Genomic DNA, 17,677 nt, shown 5'->3' with positions numbered 1-17,677 from the left:
GAGGGGACCATCCACCACCGTTCTCCACATCTACCGATGAGTAGCAATCCAGATCAACAACCCCGCCTGAAACACTGCGAACGCGATCAAACAGGCAATGGTAAACCTCAGCCCGCTGTCCTCACGTTTGTAACGGCTGATCTTCTCCTCCTGCTGGCGCAATTTCACGTCCAGTTCCTGGAGGTTGCGCTCGGCCAGTTGAAGCATCTCGCTGGCTTCCAGAATCTCGACCACCTGCACCTTTTCTCCATTCCATGTAGCCAGTAACTGGCTGACCTGAACCTCCTTGTACTGCCCCTTGAGTTTCTGCGCATCGGCATACTCGACATCCAGACCCTGCGTGCGCAGCGCGTGGTCGCGGCGGTCCAGAGCGTCCTTCTGCAAGGCCTCCTTGTTGGACAATGCTGCGCCTTCGAGGCGGTAATGGGACCATTTGCGCTGGGCCCAGGCGGTCGCCTGAGCCATCAGGAAACGACCCAGGCCGCGATTCAGCGGCTCTATCTGCAAGCCGTGCTCGGACCCCAGCGTCACGTGGCGGGTCTTGTGGTTGACCCACACATCGAGCTGGTTCTGCTCCTTGCGCACCTTCTGCCCCGGCAATTGAATGTCCAGGCGCAGCAGACTGAGCTCAGGGCCATGGCGCTCGGCCCTGCCGAACTGTACGAAACGCAGCGGTCGCGCCCCGGTGGTGCGGTCCACGGGCAAGGGTGCCAGGCGTAGCATCTTGAACTGTTCGGTGGTCACCTCGGCCCAGGGCTTCTCGGGTACGGCGGCCGGTTCAGGAGGGACCGGCGCTGCTTGTGGGGTGTCGGTGGCGTGGTTGTCGGTCATGGAGAGTGGTCCTTGGTCACTCTCCTGTATCGACTGTGTTACGCAAGTCTTGAGGGGTCAAAGCGTGCCGATGAAGTCCACCACCACGCGGCCCAACTGGTCGGCCAGCGGACGGTTCGGGTCGCGATAGGATTGCAGCTGCGCCTTGATGTCCATGGGCACGATGCGCAGCACGTGGTTCATGCCATCGATCAACGCTAGCTGGGCATCGGGCTTGGCGCGCTGCAATGCCTCGGCGTCGCCGACACCCACCTGGATGTCATTGCGGCCCTGTACGATCAGTGCGGGCACCTTCAGCCGGGCAAAGGCCTTGGCGGGGTCCTGGCGCAGCAAGGTAATCAGATAAGGCTGCACGCTGGGGCGGAATAGCACTTGCAGCGGCTCGGGTACATCCGGGTCGAACTGGCCAGCGTCGAGCCGATCGATCAGCTGGTTGCTGCGCGCTTGCAGCTCCACCGGCAGGCGCTCCTTGATCTGCTCGCGCAAGACCTCCGCCAGCGGGCGGCCGCTGCCCGATAGCGAGATCACCCCCGCCGCCTGGGCCTGGGGCGCCGCCAGGCTGGCAATCAGCGCACCCTCGCTGTGACCCAGCACAATCAGCGGCCCGAAACGCGGGTCGGCCTTGAGCTGGCGGCTCCAGGCGACGGCATCGGCGACGTAGCCCTCGACGCTGAGGTCGCGTTCATCGGGCGTGGCCTGCAAGCCCGTAGCCACGCCGCGCTTGTCGTAGCGCACACTGGCGATATGGTTGCGCGCGAGCAACACCGCCAGCTTTTTCAGGCTGTCGTTACGCCCGCCCTCTGGATTATTGCCATCGCGGTCGGTGGGCCCGGAGCCGGAGATGATCAGCACCACAGGCACTGGTTTCGACGATTTTGGCAGCAGCAGCGTACCGTGCAGGCGGCCCTGCTCGGTCTGCAATTCGATCGGGCGCTGCAGCACGCTGGGGCTGGCCGCCTGGGCCAAGGCACTGCAGAAAAACAGGAAACAGGCAATCAGCCGTAACATCATCAAGCCACTATCGGGGAAAGGTGCGATTTGGACTGGAGCCGTGCTTGAAAGGTTCAGGGATGATCTGGCCGCCGACCCTGCGTATACTGGCGCCCAGTCTGATTCGGTTGATTTCGCGGAGCGCCCTGCATGTCCGGCAATACCTACGGCAAGCTGTTCACTGTCACCACCGCTGGCGAGAGCCATGGCCCGGCGTTGGTCGCCATCGTCGACGGCTGCCCGCCAGGTCTGGAGCTTTCCCTGAGCGACCTGCAGCACGACCTCGACCGGCGCAAGCCTGGCACCAGCCGGCACACCACCCAGCGCCAGGAGGCCGACGAAGTCGAAATCCTTTCCGGCGTATTCGAAGGCCGCACCACCGGTACCTCCATCGGTCTGCTGATTCGCAACACCGATCAGAAGTCCAAGGACTACTCGGCGATCAAGGACCTGTTCCGTCCCGCCCATGCCGACTACACCTACCACCATAAATACGGTGAGCGCGACTACCGCGGTGGCGGCCGCAGTTCGGCCCGCGAGACGGCCATGCGTGTGGCGGCCGGCGCCATCGCCAAGAAATACCTGGCCAGCCAGGGCATCGTCATTCGCGGCTACATGAGCCAGCTGGGCCCGATCGAAATCCCCTTCAAAACCTGGGATTGCGTTGAAGAAAATGCCTTCTTCAGCCCCGATCCGGACAAGGTCCCGGAGCTGGAGGCGTATATGGACCAACTGCGCCGCGACCAGGATTCGGTGGGCGCGAAGATCACCGTGGTCGCCGAAGGCGTGGTGCCCGGCCTGGGCGAACCGATCTTCGACCGCCTGGACGCCGACCTGGCCCACGCCTTGATGAGCATCAATGCCGTCAAGGGTGTGGAAATCGGCGCCGGCTTCGCGTCGGTCGCCCAGCGCGGCACCGAGCACCGGGATGAACTGACGCCCGAAGGCTTCCTCAGCAACAACGCGGGCGGCATTCTGGGCGGCATTTCCTCCGGCCAGCCCATCGTTGCCCATCTGGCGCTCAAGCCGACGTCGAGCATCACTACGCCGGGTCGCTCCATCGATGTCCACGGCCAGCCGGCGGATGTCATCACCAAGGGTCGTCACGACCCCTGCGTGGGCATTCGCGCTACGCCGATTGCCGAGGCGATGATGGCCATCGTGCTGATGGACCACCTGCTGCGTCATCGCGGCCAGAACGCCGACGTGCGGGTGACCACTCCGGTACTGGGCCAACTGTGACGTCGGGTCGACCTGCCAGCAGTCGGGGTTGAGCGGCGTGCCGTCGATCCCGTACTGGCGGCTGTCCAGCTTCTACCTGTTCTATTTCGCCCTGCTGGGGGCGACCGCGCCATTTCTGGGGCTGTATTTTCATCACCTGGGTTTCGACAGCGCGCGCATTGGCGAGCTGGTTGCCATTCCCATGTTGATGCGTTGCATCGCGCCCAATCTGTGGGGCTGGCTGGGCGATCACACCGGGCGCCGGCTGGCTATCGTCCGGCTTGGCGCAGTGTGCACCCTGGCGACCTTTGCGCTGATCTTCCTCGACAAGAGCTACGCCTGGCTGGCCATGGTCATGGCCTTGCACGCGTTCTTCTGGCACGCGGTGCTGCCGCAATTCGAAACCATCACCCTGGCTCATCTGCACGGCCAGCCCGCTCGCTACAGCCAGATTCGGCTGTGGGGCTCGATCGGCTTCATCCTGGCTGTGGTCGGGATGGGCCGTCTGTTCGAGTGGCTGGGCCTGGATGCCTACCCTTACACGGTGGTGGTCATCATGGCGGGTATCGTCGTGGCCAGCGCCTGGGTGCCCAATGCCCAGCCGGCGGACCACGGCCCGCGCCTGTCCGGTGAAGGCTTTCTCGAACAACTGCGTCAACCGGGTGTGCTGGCCTTCTATGTCTGCGTCGGGCTGATGCAGTTGAGCCATGGCCCGTACTACACTTTTCTGAGCCTGCACCTGGAATCACTGGGCTACAGCCGCGGTGTGATCGGGGTACTGTGGGCCGTCGGGGTTGTCGCCGAAGTGCTGATGTTCATGGCCATGAGTCGCATCCTGGCGCGGTTCTCGGTCCGTCAGGTGTTGATCGCCAGTTTCATGCTGGCCGCAGTGCGATGGTTGTTGCTGGGCAGTTTCGCCGAACACCTGGGGGTACTGGTGCTGGCGCAACTGATGCACGCCGCGACCTTCGGCAGCTTTCACGCTGCAGCCATTCATTTCGTACAGCGCAGCTTCGGCTCGCGCCAGCAAGGCCAGGGCCAGGCCCTGTATGCCGCCCTGGCCGGGGTAGGGGGCGCGCTGGGTGCGCTGTATTCCGGCTACCTGTGGCAGCCACTGGGCGCTTCGGGCACCTTCGCCCTGGCCAGTCTCGCCGCATTCGCCGCCACCGTCATCATGCTCAGACGCACGCCAGGGGCTCAACCCGAGGCGGGCACAGAAAAGGGATCGCAGCCATGAGTCGCCTCACCGTGTATCACCAAAGCACACCGGACATTCCCAACAAGGTGCTGAGCCATGTCGAAGACATCGCGGCGACATTGGCCGAATTGGGCGTCACGTTCGAACGCGCCGAATCGACCTTGCCGGTCCAGGCCGGTGCCAGCCAGGAAGAAGTGGTGGCCGCCTACAGAGCCGAGGTGGACGTGTGGATGGGGCAGGGCGGCTATCTGGAACTGGATGTGCTAAGCATCGACGAGGATCACCTGGGTGCGGTGCAGGTTGCTGACGGTTGGCAACGCGAGCACCGGCTGCAAGGCGATTGTGCCATCTGCTTGCTCGCCGGCCGGCTGTCGGTGAGCCTGCATGTAGCCGACTACATGTACACCGTGCTATGCGAGCGCAACGATCGCCTGGTAGTGCCCGCAGGAATGCCCCACTGGCTGGATGTCGGCGAACGCCCCCGCCTGGTTGCACTTCGACTATTCGCCGATCCCCGCCCCCTAAACCTGTAGCAGCGGCGTAAGCCGCGTCCGCTCCCCGCAAGAATCCCGCCCCACAAAACCCCCACCCAAAAAAAACCCGCTACCAGGATGCGCCAGGGAGCGGGTTGGACGTGCAAAAAAGGCTCAGGCCGAGTGATAAGTCGGCAGGGCAAAACGATTCTGGCTTTGCAGCATGCTGATGGCCGGCAACTGGCTGGCTTCCCCGGCCAGGTCACGGCGAATCGCGCTGATGACCCAGGTCAACTGCTCTGGGGTATTGAGTTGGGCATAGGAGATGGAACGTTTGATCTGTTTGCCATCGCCGTCGCGCAAGGTCAGCAGAACAGCGCCATCAGGACGCGGTTGAGTGGTGACTTCATACTCGGAGAAAACGGAAACGAATTTTTCGTGGAGGAAGGTCATTTGCAGCTCCTTGACTCTAGGTTGGCAGGCTTGAGTAAGGAGTTGCAGCGAGTGTGCCAACAATTCTAAATAAAAAAATCGTTTAAAATCATGGGGTTGTGAAGTTTCGTTTTTTAGGGCTTCGTGCAATATGCATGAATGGCCATTTGGCATACTGCATTTTGCGCGGCGGGGCAGGGCGAGGGATACGTTCGTCCGGGACGTGAGAGGGGGGCATACGGGCAGACTTTTTCCGCAGGCCTACTGTCTATGACCACAAATCGCTAATAAATTCCCATGCGCCTGACCATAGGCCCTGTCTGTTGCAGCCAGAGGGGCGCATGGGGACACTGACCACCGTGATCAATTGCCAGGAGGTTTTCATGACCGAGACCCAAGCCCGCCAGATGAATGATGAAGAAGCAGCGCAATTTGCCGAACAGGTATTCGACGTGGCTCGCAGTGGCGATGCCACCATGCTTGCGCGCCTGCTGGAAAAAGGCCTGCCGCCCAATCTGCGTAATCACAACGGCGATACCCTGCTGATGCTGGCTACTTATCATGGGCATCTGGAGGCCGCGAAGGTGCTGCTGGAGCACAAGGCCGATCCGTTGATCGCCAATGACAAGAACCAGCTGCCGATGGCGGGGGCCGCGTTCAAGGGCAACCTGCCGATGGTGCAGTTGTTGGTGGAGCAGGGTACGCCGGTCGACGGTGCGTCGGCCGATGGCCGCACCGCACTGATGATGGCGGCGATGTTCAATCGCACCGCCATGGTCGATTACCTGCTGGCGCAGGGTGCCGACCCGGCTGCTGTCGACGCCCAGGGTACCAATGCGTTGGGCGCCGCACGCGCCATGGGTGCGGTCGACACCACCGCTCAGCTGGAGCGCCTGGCCGGCTGATACCCCGGCGGGCATTTTGCGGCTATCCTTGCGGCCTTTTTCCAGTGCCGCGGGGTGGCCTCATGAAACAACAGCTTATCGAACTCATCGGCAAAATCAGTTCCGGGTGCATGGCTGATGATGACATCGAGCGCATCGCTGACGAAGCCGCCCAGGCCTATGCCCATCCGCAAGGCTTCCTGGCTGCCAACCCGGACATCAACTACGACGATACCTTTCCCATCGGTCTGGGTGAGTGGGTGGTGGTGGGGAGTCTGCCGGACACGGTGATTTTCCAGGCCGACACCTATCCTGAGTTGCTGCAGCAGATCATCGACTCGTTCGGGCCGGACGTACCCTTCAATATCAAGCCCAAGCAACTGAACAAAGTGGACGCGCTCACCGCGCTCAATCGTATTCAGGTGCAATTGAGCGCCATGAGCAAGGATCTGGGCGGGTATGTGCTGGTCAATTTCAGCGAGCCGCTGGATGACGAGCTGCAAATGGTGCTGGTGTATGGCCAGGATGTGGAGCGGGTGGTGGCGTTGGGCGCCGAATTGAAGATCGCCGCCGCGCCGGCGTTGGAGGCATTGCGGGTCGCGGTACACGTTTGAGTGATGGGTAGCAGCGCCGGCCCTTCGCGGGCAGAGCCCGCTCCCACAGGGGGCGGGGTGAGCCTAAGCTTTTCTGCGCGGCTGATGCCCCCTTCGCGGCTGTACGCCGCTCCTACAATGCCCCCGTTCCCCCCGTAGGAGCGGCGTCCAGCCGCAAAAAGGCCAACCCCAAATCCAACCCCGACCCCAATCCCCCTGTAGGAGCGGCGTCCAGCCGCGAAGAGGCCACCCCCGCCAACCCCGACCCCAACCCCCTGTAGGAGCGGCGTCCAGCCGCGAAGGGGCCGCCCCGCCAACCCCAAATCCAACCCCCCCCCGCCCCTCGACCCCAACCCCTCTGTAGGAGCGGCGTCCAGCCGCGAAGGGGCCAAACCTGCTAAACCCCAAATTCAAGCCCCACCACGGAACCCCAGCGACCCCCAGCTATCCTAAGTGATGCAAGCCATCCTCAAGGAGCATCACATGGGTTCCACTTTCAATAGCCTGGTCGGGCTCATCATTCTGGCGCTCGACATCTGGGCAATCATCAATGTCATCAAAAGTGGGGCAGGAACCGGGGCGAAAGTCCTTTGGGTGCTGCTGATCATTCTGCTGCCAGTGCTGGGCTTGATCATCTGGGCTATCGCCGGGCCGCGAGGCAACGTGCGGGTCTGACAGCCGCTGTTTCAATGCAAACGGTCGAGCCCGCAATGGGTTCGACCTTCCCCCCCTGCCGACGTATCATGTCCGGCGATTGTTACCGGCTGTTGCCGTTTCCCATTGGGCTGACTGACCTCATCGCGTCTGGCACGCGCTCCCACCAGGGTCGCAGCGACCTCGAACGCGCCAGGTGCCCGCTCGAAGCTGATGAAAATTAAACGGAATTTTCACCTTTAATGGCCGACAATCCGCGCCCAGCTTTTACCGACAAAAATCCTACAGACCCCAACGGACTTTCCCACGACATGGCTACCCCGGACGCCTTGAGTCAAAAGCAGCCCGCGCGCGGCAAGCTGCAACCCAACGTCAAATCGCACCTGGCCTACACCCTGCTCAGCGGCCTGGCAATCATGCTGATGCTCAGCGGGTTGCGCCTGGCGCTGCTGTGGTACAACCGCGAGATGATCGGCGACACCCCCGCCAGCACCTTCGTCGAAGCCATGCTCAACGGCCTGCGCTTCGACCTGCGCCTGGTGGTCTACCTGCTGATTCCATTGCTGCTGGCAGTGCTGAGCGCCACCGCAATGCGCTGGCGCGGTTGGTTCCGCGCCTGGTTGACCATCGTTTCCAGCATCGTGCTGTTGTGCGGGCTGATGGAGATGGACTTCTACCGCGAGTTCCACCAGCGTCTCAACGGCCTGGTGTTCCAATACGTGAAGGAAGACCCGAAAACCGTACTGAGCATGATCTGGTACGGCTATCCGGTGGTCCGTTACCTGCTCGCCTGGGCGCTGGTCACATGGCTGCTGAGCCTGGTGTTCAAGGGCTTCGACCGCTTGACCCGTCCGCGCCAGGCCAGCACCCACGTTGCCTCGGCGCGTACGGTAGCACCCTGGTACGCGCGCATCGGCGTGTTCGTGGTGATCTTGTTGATCGCCGTGGTTGCCGCCCGGGGCACGTTGCGTCAAGGCCCGCCGCTGCGCTGGGGTGATGCCTATACCACCGACTCCAACTTCGCCAACCAGTTGGGCCTCAACGGCTCGCTGACACTGATTGCCGCAGCGAAGAGCCGGATGTCCGAAGACCGCGACAACATCTGGAAGGCCACCCTGCCACAGGAGCAGGCGCAGCAGACCGTCCGCGACATGCTGCTCACGTCCCACGACACGCTGGTGGACAGCGACACCGCAGCCGTACGACGCAACTTCCAGCCGCCGCAGGAAAACACCCTGCCGATCAAGAACGTGGTGGTCATCCTGCTGGAGAGCTTTGCCGGTCACTCGGTTGGGGCTTTGGGCGCCGAAGGCAATATCACACCGTACTTCGACAAGCTGGCCCAGGAAGGCACGCTGTTCGACCACTTCTTCTCCAGCGGCACCCATACCCACCAGGGCATGTTCGCCACCATGGGCTGCTTCCCCAACCTGCCAGGTTTCGAATACCTGATGCAGACCCCGGAAGGCAGCCATAAACTGTCTGGCCTGCCGGAGATGCTCAGCGCGGCGCGTAACTACGATGACGTCTACGTGTACAACGGCGACTTCGCCTGGGACAACCAGTCCGGGTTCTTCAGCAACCAGGGCATGACCACGTTCATCGGCCGCAACGACTTCGTCAACCCCGTGTTCTCGGACCCGACCTGGGGCGTGTCCGACCAGGACATGTTCGACCGCGGCAATGAAGAGCTGGCCAAGCGCGGCGCTGCCGGCAAGCCGTTCTATGCCTTGCTGCAGTCGCTCTCCAACCATGTGCCCTATGCCCTGCCGGCCAACCTGCCGGTCGACAAGGTGACCGGCCGCGGCAGCCTGGACCTGCACCTCACAGCCATGCGCTATTCGGACTGGGCCCTGGGCCAATTCTTCGAGAAGGCCCGCAAGGAGCCTTACTTCAAAGAGACCCTGTTCGTGGTATTGGGCGACCACGGCTTTGGCAATGAAAAGCAGATTACCGAGATGGACCTGGGGCGCTTCAACATCCCGATGTTGCTAATTGGCCCGGGCATCCAGGAGAAGTTCGGCAAGGTGGTACACACCGTCGGCACGCAGCCGGATGTGGTGCCGACCATCATGGGTCGCCTGGGCGGCGCCAGCCAGCATCAATGCTGGGGGCGTGACCTGCTCAACCTGCCGGAAGGCGACAAGGGCTTTGCGGTGATCAAGCCCTCGGGCAGTGAGCAGACCGTGGCAATCATCAGCGGCGACCGTATTCTGGTCGAGCCGCGCGAGATGGACCCACGTCTGTACCGCTACCAGTTGGGCCGCGAGTTCAAGGCTGACCTGATCGAGGATGCCACCGACGTGCCGCAGCTGCGCGAACGGCTCGACTCGTTCATCCAGACCGCCACCAAGAGCCTGCTGGACAACACCGCCGGCGCGGTGGAGAGCAAGCAGGAGTAATGTTTGCCGGGGGATCGGCGATGTCTGCTCCCCCAACTTCCAATCCCTGCCACCCCCCAACACCCCCTCGCCAAACGTCACCTCCCCGGAACGAACGTTCCCCCGCATCGGTCCACTTCTAGGTAGCCGTATCACCCTGCTTCCTGCCCGACTTTCGCTGAGGAGATACACAACGATGAAAGAGTGGAAAATCAGCTTCGTCAATAAAGATGGCGTGCTGGACAGTATGACCATCAGTGCCGAAAACTGTCCGACCATTGAGGACGCCGCGAAGCTCGTTCGCTCAAAACTTTATCCGGTTGCCGCTGAACTGGACGATGTTACTTTGCCTGATAAAGTCGCCTCACCCGCGGTCAAATCGTTGAAGTCGCAACACAGTGTCGAGATCACCGCCATCACCGAAGTGGCCTGAAAATAGTTTGTCGGTCAGGCCCTTGGCACCGGCCTGACCTTCGCGCTACTCTGCATCCCAAGGGTCGGCAAGACCTTGTCTTCATAAGCTCCATGCTTGTTTCCGGGCACCTGCGCCATTGCGCAGTGCTGCAAACTTTCCGCTGTTCTGAGGAGGTCCTGGAAGTACTGAAAGTCTATCCGTCATTTATGCCGAGGAGGACGATTCATGAGCACAGCCTATCAAGAAGATATCAGCAGCAACGTTCTGCGCCGCATGAAGGAAGGCGGTTTCGATTTTGCCCGTATTCACCCGATCGAGTTCTACGCCGTCTTCCCCGATGAAGACCGCGCGCGAACGGCTGCCGGCAAGTTTCAGGGCGAGTCGCTCAATGCGCAGGTCAGTGAACGAGACGACGGCGCCTGGAATCTGGAATTGAGCAAGGTGATGTACGCCACCTATGGCGGCATCGGTGAGTTCGAGCATGACTTCGAAGCGGTGATCGAGCCGCTCGGGGGTGAAATTGAAGGCTGGGGCGTAAAGCATGAGATCAAGCGTCCGCCCGCTTGATTTTTCCGCGGGTGGACCGGGGCCTTGTCCCGATCTACCCGCGGACATTCACGGATAACGAATAAAAAAAGGCCGCTTCAGGCGAAGCGGCCGAATGGGAAGACAGTCGAATTCAATAAGGCGCCAAGGATTTGCCGGTGCCGGTGCAAGGATTATCAACAAACGCCGCAAGCCATTGAAATCAACTCTGTCTATGCTGGTCATAGTGTTTAGCCGCTTGAAAACCCGCTTCGCAATGAAGCGTGCTCCATCGGCGCAATGGGTTTGTCGCACAAGAATGGTGCGTGGTTTCCAACAAGAATATCCAAGCACTTGATTACACAGCACTTATGCCGATGGCACGGGCCTTGCGAAGGCTCTTGGGTCCGGGTGACAAGGAGTACGGCATGATCCGCACCTACTATGATGAGATGTACGATGCAGGCGGCCTGGTTCGCCCGCATTATCGGGAGTTCGCCCGTTGGCTGGCAGAAACGCCGCCAGAGCTTTTGGCCCAACGGCGACGCGAGGCCGATCTGTTGTTTCATCGCGCCGGCATCACCTTCACCTTGTACGGGGACGAGCAGGGCACCGAGCGCCTCATCCCTTTCGACACCATTCCACGCAGCATTCCTGCCAGTGAGTGGCGCGTGGTCGAGCGCGGCTGTATTCAGCGGGTCAAAGCGCTGAACATGTTTCTGGCCGACCTCTATCACGACCAGCGCATCATCAAGGCCGGGATCATTCCCGCCGAGCAGGTGCTGGCCAACGAGCAGTATCAACTGGCGATGCAAGGGTTGAACCTGCACCGCGACATCTATTCGCATATCTCCGGGGTCGACCTAGTACGCGATGGCGATGGCAGCTACTACGTGCTCGAGGACAACCTGCGTACGCCCAGCGGTGTGAGCTACATGCTCGAAGACCGCAAGATGATGATGCGTCTGTTCCCGGAGTTGTTTGCCGCCCAGCGCATTGCGCCGGTCGATCACTACCCCAACCTGCTGCTGGACACCCTGAAGAGCTCCAGCCCCATCGACAATCCCAGCGTGGTGGTGCTGACGCCTGGGCGGTTCAACAGCGCTTTCTTCGAACACGCCTTCCTGGCGCGGGAAATGGGCGTGGAGTTGGTGGAAGGCGCGGACCTGTTCGTGCGTGACGATCGCGTCTTCATGCGCACCACCGACGGGCCCAAGGCGGTGGACGTGATCTACCGCCGACTGGACGATGCATTCCTCGATCCTCTGGCCTTCAATCCGGACTCGATGCTGGGTGTGCCCGGTCTGCTCTCGGCCTACCGCTCCGGCAATGTGGTGCTGGCCAATGCCATCGGCACAGGCGTGGCGGACGACAAGTCGGTGTATCCGTTCGTGACCGACATGATTCGCTTCTATCTGGACGAAGAGCCAATTCTCAAGAACGTGCCGACCTGGCAGTGCCGCAAGCCTGAGGAACTGTCCCACGTGCTGGCCAACCTGCCGGATCTGGTGGTCAAGGAAACCCAAGGCTCCGGCGGTTACGGGATGTTGGTCGGGCCGGCCGCCAGTGCAGCGGAGATCGAGAATTTCCGGGCGCGGCTCAAAGCCCGTCCGCATGCGTATATCGCCCAGCCGACCCTGTCGCTGTCCACGTGCCCGACCTTCGTTGAAAACGGAATCGCCCCACGCCACATCGATTTGCGCCCCTTCGTGCTGGCCGGCCGCGAAACCCGTGTGGTGCCCGGCGGTTTGACCCGTGTCGCGCTGCGCGAAGGCTCGCTGGTGGTGAACTCGTCACAGGGTGGCGGTACCAAAGACACCTGGGTGGTCGAGGATTAAGGATGCCTGCCAATGCTAAGTAGAACTGCCTCGGATTTATATTGGATGTCGCGCTACCTGGAGCGCGCGGAGAATCTGGCGCGGATGCTCGACGTCAGCTACTCGCTGTCGCTGATGCCCCAGGATGGCCGTGGCGATGGCCTGGATGAAATCGCCATGCCGCTGCTGATCACCGGCACGCTCGATGATTACCTCGAGCGTCATGGTCAGCTGCATGCCGAACGCCTGCTGCATTTCTTCGCCCTGGACCCCAGCAACCCGGCCAGCATCTACAGCTGCCTGGGTGCCGCGCGGGCCAGTGCCCATGCCGTCCGCGGTCGGATCACCGCCGACATGTGGGAAAACATCAATGCTACCTGGCTGGAGATCCGCGGCATTGCCGAGCAGGGTGTCAGCCGGTACGGCATGAGCCGCTTCTGCGAGTGGGTGAAGGAGCGCTCCAACGTGTTCCGCGGTGCCACCTACGGCACCATCATGCGCAACGATGCCTTCCGGTTCATTCGCCTGGGCACTTTCATCGAGCGGGCCGACAATACTCTGCGCCTGCTGGATGCGCGCTACGAAATGCTTGGCGAGGATGCCGACACGGTCAGCGTCGACGACAACTCCGCGCGTGACTATTACCAGTGGAGCGCCTTGCTGCGCGCCTTGTCGAGCTTCGAGGCATACACCGAAATCTACCGCGATGCTCCCGCAGCCCGGCCAGTGGCCGAACTGCTGTTGTTGCGCGCCGATGTGCCGCGCTCACTGCGCGCCTGTACCGAAGAGATCAACCACATCCTGGCCGATCTGCCAGGCGCCAACGGCCGCCCGGCGCAACGCCTGGCTGCGGAATTCGATGCGCGCCTGCGCTATACCGGCATCGGGGAAATCCTCGATGAAGGCCTGCATGAATGGTTGAACGAACAGATCCCACTGGTGCGCCAGCTGGGCAACGCGATTCACAGCTCTTATCTGGAGGCTGTATGAGACTTAGCATTAGTCACGAAACTGCCTATCACTACGACGATGAAGTGCGAGCGAGCATCCAGTATTTGCGCCTGACGCCCCACGACAGCGAGCGCCAGCAGGTATTGAGCTGGCACCTGGACCTGCCGCGACCCGTGCGTGCGCAACTGGACCCGTTCGGCAATATCCTCCACGTGCTGACTTTGGACGATCCCCACGACGCCATCATCATCGGTGCGCGCGGTCAGGTGGAAATCGACGAGACCCGCGAGGCCGAACACGAACCGCAGTCTCCGCTGCCATTCCTGCGCTTCACCCGCCTGACCGAGGCCGACGATGCCCTGCGCGCCTTCGCTTCGCGCCAGTGCAAGAAGCGCAAGGACCGTACCGGCCTGATCGATCTGATGGCAGCTCTGAGCCAGCACATCACCTACACCCCCGGTGTGACCGCTGTGGATACCAGCGCGGCACAGGCGTTCGCCAGCGGTGCCGGCGTCTGCCAGGACCACACCCACGCGTTCCTCGCTTGCGCGCGCAGCCTGGGGGTACCGGCGCGTTACGTGTCGGGATATCTGTTTACCGAGAACAGCGAGCACCTGGCCAGCCACGCCTGGGCCGAAGCCTGGATCGATGATGCCTGGTACAGCTTCGACGTCACCAACCAGTTGGCCAAGCCGGAGCGGCATTTGAAGTTGGCCATCGGCCTGGACTATCTGGACGCCTGCCCGGTGCGCGGTATGCGCCGCGGCGGTGGATTCGAGCAGATGCACGCCAAGGTCCTGGTCACCCCGACCACGCCCATGATCAGCATGGCGACACAGACGCAAACACAAACGCAAACACAATCCCAAGGCTAAACTCGCCCCGCTTTTTGGCCCCCTCTCCCCCAGGGAGAGGGCTGGGGTGAGGGGACCAGTCACCGCGTGACCTCGCTAGTGCCCACCCACCTAACTTCCCCGCGCCCCTACCGAGCAGCCCTGCCACAGACCTACCAGAATAGCCTGCCCAAGTTCGGCAGAATCAATAATAAAGTCGTAGCAAACACAATAAGTCCGGCCTGACGAATCTTTGGATGTCTGAACATGGCGAACTGCCTTTGGTGTTGTTCTTCCTGGGCGCCAATTGCACGCTGAGACCCGAAGCCGGGCTCGGGGGGCATGCACCTTCACGATCTGCTCCGGCAAGACCCGGCAGCAATAGTCATGTTTTTTAACCTTAGAAGCCGCGGCCTCCGTGGTTTAGAACGCTTTTGTATAGTGCTCTTGGTTTTTACGATTACAAACTGCTAAGGAACTGATTCCAATAATACGAACACGCTGTTCTAGACAGGCGAACGTCTACTGGAAAGCAGATTTGAAGGGTTTGACCGTTCATCAGGTCGACTTTCGCAAGTTGCACTTGCCATCCTCGGTCCCCACGCGGCACGCTCTGCATCTGAATTTCGGCCTGATAGCGGCGAGCGACCCATGACCCTGAACATTTGCATTCTTGAAACCGATGTCCTGCGACCGGAACTGGTAGAGCAATACCACGGCTACGGGCGCATGTTCGAAAACCTGTTCGCTCGTCAGCCGATTCCCGCGCGCTTTACCGTGTTCAATGTCATGAACGGCGAGTATCCGGACGAGGGTGCGCGCTACGATGCCTACCTGGTGACGGGCAGCAAGGCAGACTCGTTTGCGACCGATCCCTGGATCGAAACCCTCAAGGCCTTCATGCTGGACCGTTACCAGCGGGGCGACAAGTTGCTGGGGATCTGCTTCGGCCATCAGCTCCTGGCGCTGCTGCTGGGTGGCAAGGCTGAACGGGCGACCCAGGGGTGGGGGGTAGGGACTCATGAGTACACCTTGGCCAATCGCACGCCCTGGATGACGCCGGAGATCGAAACCCTGACGTTGTTGATCAGTCATCAGGATCAGGTCACGGCGCTCCCGGCGAATGCTTCGGTGGTGGCCTCCAGTGAGTTCTGTCCGTTCGCGGCGTACCGGATTGGTGATCAGGTGCTGTGTTTCCAGGGCCATCCGGAGTTCGTTCATGATTACTCGCGGGCCTTGCTGGATATCCGTCAGCAGCATTTGGGTGAGCAGGTCTATAACAGCGGTATTGCCAGCCTGGATAAGGAGCATCAGGGCATTACCGTGGCGGAATGGATGATGCGGTTCGTGGCGCATGATGCGCGGCCCGCCCCTTGAACCGAGTCGGCCCCATCGCGGGTAGAACCCGCTCCCACAGAAATCACCAAACCCACCCCCTGTGGGAGCGGGCTCTGCCCGCGATAGGGCACCCCGGCCTACAGCCAGCCCTGTGGGAGCGGGCTCTGCCCGCGATAGGCGCACCTCGGTCTACACCCACCCCTGTGGGAGGGGGCTCTGCCCGCGATAGGCGCACCTCGGTCTAAAGCCAACCCTGTGGGAGCGGGCTCTGCCCGCGATAGGGGCGCCTCGGCCTACAGCCAGCCCGCGCGCTTGAACCCCGCAAACAACCCCGAACACCCCGTCACAATCACCCCCAGCACCACGTAATACCCATAGTGCCAGGTCAACTCCGGCATGTTTTCAAAGTTCATCCCATAGATCCCTGCAATAGCCGTGGGAAACGCCAGGATCGCCGCCCACGCGGCAAACTTGCGCTGGGTGATGCTTTGTCGCGACGACTCCAGCAACAACCCGATCTCGATGGTCTGGCTGGCAATGTCACGCATGGTGCCCAGATCTTCCATCTGCCGATTCACATGAATCTGCACATCGCGAAAATACGGGCGCATGTTCTTGTCGATGAAAGGGAAGTCCAGGCGCTGCAGCTCTTCACTGATTTCCACCATCGGCGCCACGTAGCGCCGCAGCCGCAGCAGTTCCCGCCGCAGGCCATGCAGGTGCTGGATATCAGCCTCCTTGAGTGACCCGCCCAGCACATTGCGCTCCAGCTCCTCTATCTCGCAATGAATCGCCTCGCTGACGGGCTGGTAGTTTTCCGTGACGAAGTCGAGCAGGGCGTACAGCACGAAGTCTTCGCCATGCTCCAGCAACAGCGGCCGTGCCTCGCAACGTTGCCGAACCGAGGCATAGGACGCCGAGTGGCCGTTGCGACAGGTGATGATGTAGCCGCGTCCGGCGAAGATATGAGTTTCGATGAACTCCATCTTGCCGTCCCGACGCACGGGCGAATAGGTCACGATGAACAGCGCGTCGCCGAAGGTTTCCAGCTTTGGCCGACTGTGCACTTCCAAAGCGTCTTCAATGGCCAGTTCATGCAGGCCGAACTGCTTCTGCAGCTTGCCCATTTCCTCAGCGCTGGGCTGCTCCAGACCGATCCAGACGAAATGCCCCGGGCGACGAGCCCATTGCGCACCTTCATCCAGGCTGATATCGGTCACTCTCTTGCCTGCGCTGTAAACCGCGGCGGCTACGACTCGACCCATGGTGTGTACTTCTTGTCCGTTGGCAGTGGTGGCAAGTATGAGCCTGCTGTTGGATAGGAGTCTTCAGGCGCCGCGCAGTTCGTTGTCCATCGCGTCGATACACTGCTGCATCTGTTCGCGGCAACGCCGGGACAACTCGGGGATGTCCTTTTGCGTCAGGCCCACGGTTTCGATCGCCGGCAGCGAGCGCACCAGCGCCCGCCCGCTGCGCCAGCGATTGAGCTGCATTCCCTTCGGATAGCGACTCACACACACCGGCACGATGGGCACTCCCGCATCGATGGCCATATGAAACGCGCCTTTCTTGAACGGCAGCAGATGCTCGGTCTGATTGCGCGTGCCTTCCGGGAAGATCCAGATCGACGTGGCCTTGTCGCGCAGGGTTCGCGAGGTGAGCTGCAAGGCGCGACGCGCCTGGTGCGGGTTGTCGCGGTTGACCAGCACATTGCCGCCGAGCCAGAACAGTTGCCCGAACAACGGAATCAGTCCCAGGCTTTTCTTGCCGATGGCTACCGTGCGCCGCGGCACGATGTTGCCGAGCAGAAACAGGTCATAGTTGGACTGGTGGTTGGCGATCATCACGAACCCCGGAGGCTGGGCGTGCAGCTCGGCAACCTCGGCCTCCAGGCGCATGCCCAGCAGGCGCGTAGCGGGGTAGGCGTAGAGCCGGGCGAACAGCCGGCTGTTATCCGGATGGAAGGGCCGACATACCCCGATTACCAGCCCGACCAGGCCGACCCCGATGAACAGCAGGCCCATCAACAACAAACGAACGGCGTAGAGCATCCCGCGCAGCACCTCCAGTGAAAGGTGGTGCAGTGTACGGTTGTGCTCTGGATGGGGCAATTCTTTGGATTGGGGGTGGATGGTCCCCTC

Annotated in this window: 18 protein-coding genes; 13 read left to right on the top strand and 5 right to left on the bottom strand. The window is 61.5% G+C overall.

Annotation, left to right across the window (positions count from 1 at the left end):
* Positions 1-30: 30 nt before the first annotated feature.
* The gene (locus tag B3397_RS06775; protein WP_296248438.1) at positions 31-831 is read right to left on the bottom strand and encodes a hypothetical protein; all 801 of its coding nucleotides are present in this window, start codon (positions 829-831) and stop codon (positions 31-33) included.
* A gap of 57 nt (positions 832-888) precedes the next feature.
* A complete protein-coding gene (locus tag B3397_RS06770; RefSeq protein ID WP_296248436.1) occupies positions 889-1,842 on the bottom strand; it encodes an alpha/beta hydrolase in 954 nt (317 codons plus the stop codon).
* A gap of 129 nt (positions 1,843-1,971) precedes the next feature.
* Between B3397_RS06770 and aroC the strand changes: the two genes are divergently transcribed.
* From aroC to B3397_RS06755, 3 genes are read left to right on the top strand one after another with little or no spacing between them, the layout of a single operon-like run.
* Entirely contained in the window at positions 1,972-3,063 is a 1,092-nt protein-coding gene (aroC, locus tag B3397_RS06765) for a chorismate synthase (protein ID WP_296248435.1), read from the top strand.
* A gap of 37 nt (positions 3,064-3,100) precedes the next feature.
* The gene (locus B3397_RS06760) at positions 3,101-4,279 is read left to right on the top strand and encodes an MFS transporter (protein ID WP_296248434.1); all 1,179 of its coding nucleotides are present in this window, start codon (positions 3,101-3,103) and stop codon (positions 4,277-4,279) included.
* On the top strand, positions 4,276-4,773 hold the full coding sequence (locus tag B3397_RS06755; RefSeq protein ID WP_296248431.1) for an acireductone dioxygenase: 498 nt from the start codon (positions 4,276-4,278) through the stop codon (positions 4,771-4,773). The genes B3397_RS06760 and B3397_RS06755 overlap by 4 nt, the downstream gene beginning before the upstream one ends.
* A gap of 114 nt (positions 4,774-4,887) precedes the next feature.
* Here B3397_RS06755 and B3397_RS06750 read toward each other — a convergent pair whose 3' ends face one another.
* The gene (locus B3397_RS06750; RefSeq protein WP_296248429.1) at positions 4,888-5,166 is read right to left on the bottom strand and encodes a DUF3509 domain-containing protein; all 279 of its coding nucleotides are present in this window, start codon (positions 5,164-5,166) and stop codon (positions 4,888-4,890) included.
* A 362-nt stretch (positions 5,167-5,528) separates the two neighbouring features.
* On the opposite strand from B3397_RS06750, the gene B3397_RS06745 reads away from it, so the two are divergent.
* From B3397_RS06745 to B3397_RS06700, 10 genes are all read left to right on the top strand, one after another.
* Entirely contained in the window at positions 5,529-6,050 is a 522-nt protein-coding gene (locus B3397_RS06745) for an ankyrin repeat domain-containing protein (protein ID WP_296248427.1), read from the top strand.
* A gap of 62 nt (positions 6,051-6,112) precedes the next feature.
* Entirely contained in the window at positions 6,113-6,643 is a 531-nt protein-coding gene (locus tag B3397_RS06740; RefSeq protein ID WP_296248425.1) for a hypothetical protein, read from the top strand.
* A 462-nt stretch (positions 6,644-7,105) separates the two neighbouring features.
* On the top strand, positions 7,106-7,297 hold the full coding sequence (locus B3397_RS06735; protein WP_296248423.1) for a PLDc N-terminal domain-containing protein: 192 nt from the start codon (positions 7,106-7,108) through the stop codon (positions 7,295-7,297).
* Positions 7,298-7,587: 290 nt separating this feature from the next.
* Complete coding sequence (locus B3397_RS06730; RefSeq protein ID WP_296248421.1) at positions 7,588-9,678, top strand: LTA synthase family protein; 2,091 nt, start codon at positions 7,588-7,590, stop codon at positions 9,676-9,678.
* A gap of 175 nt (positions 9,679-9,853) precedes the next feature.
* Positions 9,854-10,090, top strand: a complete 237-nt coding sequence (locus B3397_RS06725; protein WP_296248417.1) for a hypothetical protein — start codon at positions 9,854-9,856, stop codon at positions 10,088-10,090.
* Between the two features lie 207 nt (positions 10,091-10,297).
* On the top strand, positions 10,298-10,639 hold the full coding sequence (locus tag B3397_RS06720; protein ID WP_296248415.1) for a ribonuclease E inhibitor RraB: 342 nt from the start codon (positions 10,298-10,300) through the stop codon (positions 10,637-10,639).
* A 386-nt stretch (positions 10,640-11,025) separates the two neighbouring features.
* Positions 11,026-12,435, top strand: a complete 1,410-nt coding sequence (locus B3397_RS06715) for a circularly permuted type 2 ATP-grasp protein (RefSeq protein WP_296248413.1) — start codon at positions 11,026-11,028, stop codon at positions 12,433-12,435.
* A gap of 12 nt (positions 12,436-12,447) precedes the next feature.
* On the top strand, positions 12,448-13,404 hold the full coding sequence (locus B3397_RS06710; RefSeq protein WP_296248411.1) for an alpha-E domain-containing protein: 957 nt from the start codon (positions 12,448-12,450) through the stop codon (positions 13,402-13,404).
* Positions 13,401-14,240, top strand: coding sequence for a transglutaminase family protein (locus B3397_RS06705; protein ID WP_296248409.1), 840 nt, complete (start codon positions 13,401-13,403; stop codon positions 14,238-14,240). Before B3397_RS06710 ends, B3397_RS06705 begins: the two co-directional genes overlap by 4 nt.
* A 609-nt stretch (positions 14,241-14,849) precedes the next feature.
* Positions 14,850-15,575, top strand: coding sequence for an amidotransferase (locus B3397_RS06700; RefSeq protein WP_296248407.1), 726 nt, complete (start codon positions 14,850-14,852; stop codon positions 15,573-15,575).
* A 254-nt stretch (positions 15,576-15,829) separates the two neighbouring features.
* On the opposite strand, the gene B3397_RS06695 is transcribed toward B3397_RS06700, so the two are convergent.
* Complete coding sequence (locus tag B3397_RS06695) at positions 15,830-16,801, bottom strand: magnesium and cobalt transport protein CorA (RefSeq protein ID WP_296248405.1); 972 nt, start codon at positions 16,799-16,801, stop codon at positions 15,830-15,832.
* A gap of 63 nt (positions 16,802-16,864) precedes the next feature.
* Positions 16,865-17,587 carry a lysophospholipid acyltransferase family protein gene (locus tag B3397_RS06690; RefSeq protein ID WP_296248473.1) on the bottom strand — a complete coding sequence of 241 codons (723 nt, stop codon included), beginning with the start codon at positions 17,585-17,587 and terminating at the stop codon, positions 16,865-16,867.
* Positions 17,588-17,677: the final 90 nt, after the last annotated feature.

This window comes from Pseudomonas sp. UBA4194 (assembly GCF_002379585.1).
In the GTDB taxonomy this organism is placed as follows: Bacteria; Pseudomonadota; Gammaproteobacteria; order Pseudomonadales; family Pseudomonadaceae; genus Aquipseudomonas.
This window is presented reverse-complemented; position numbering and strand designations above follow the sequence as displayed.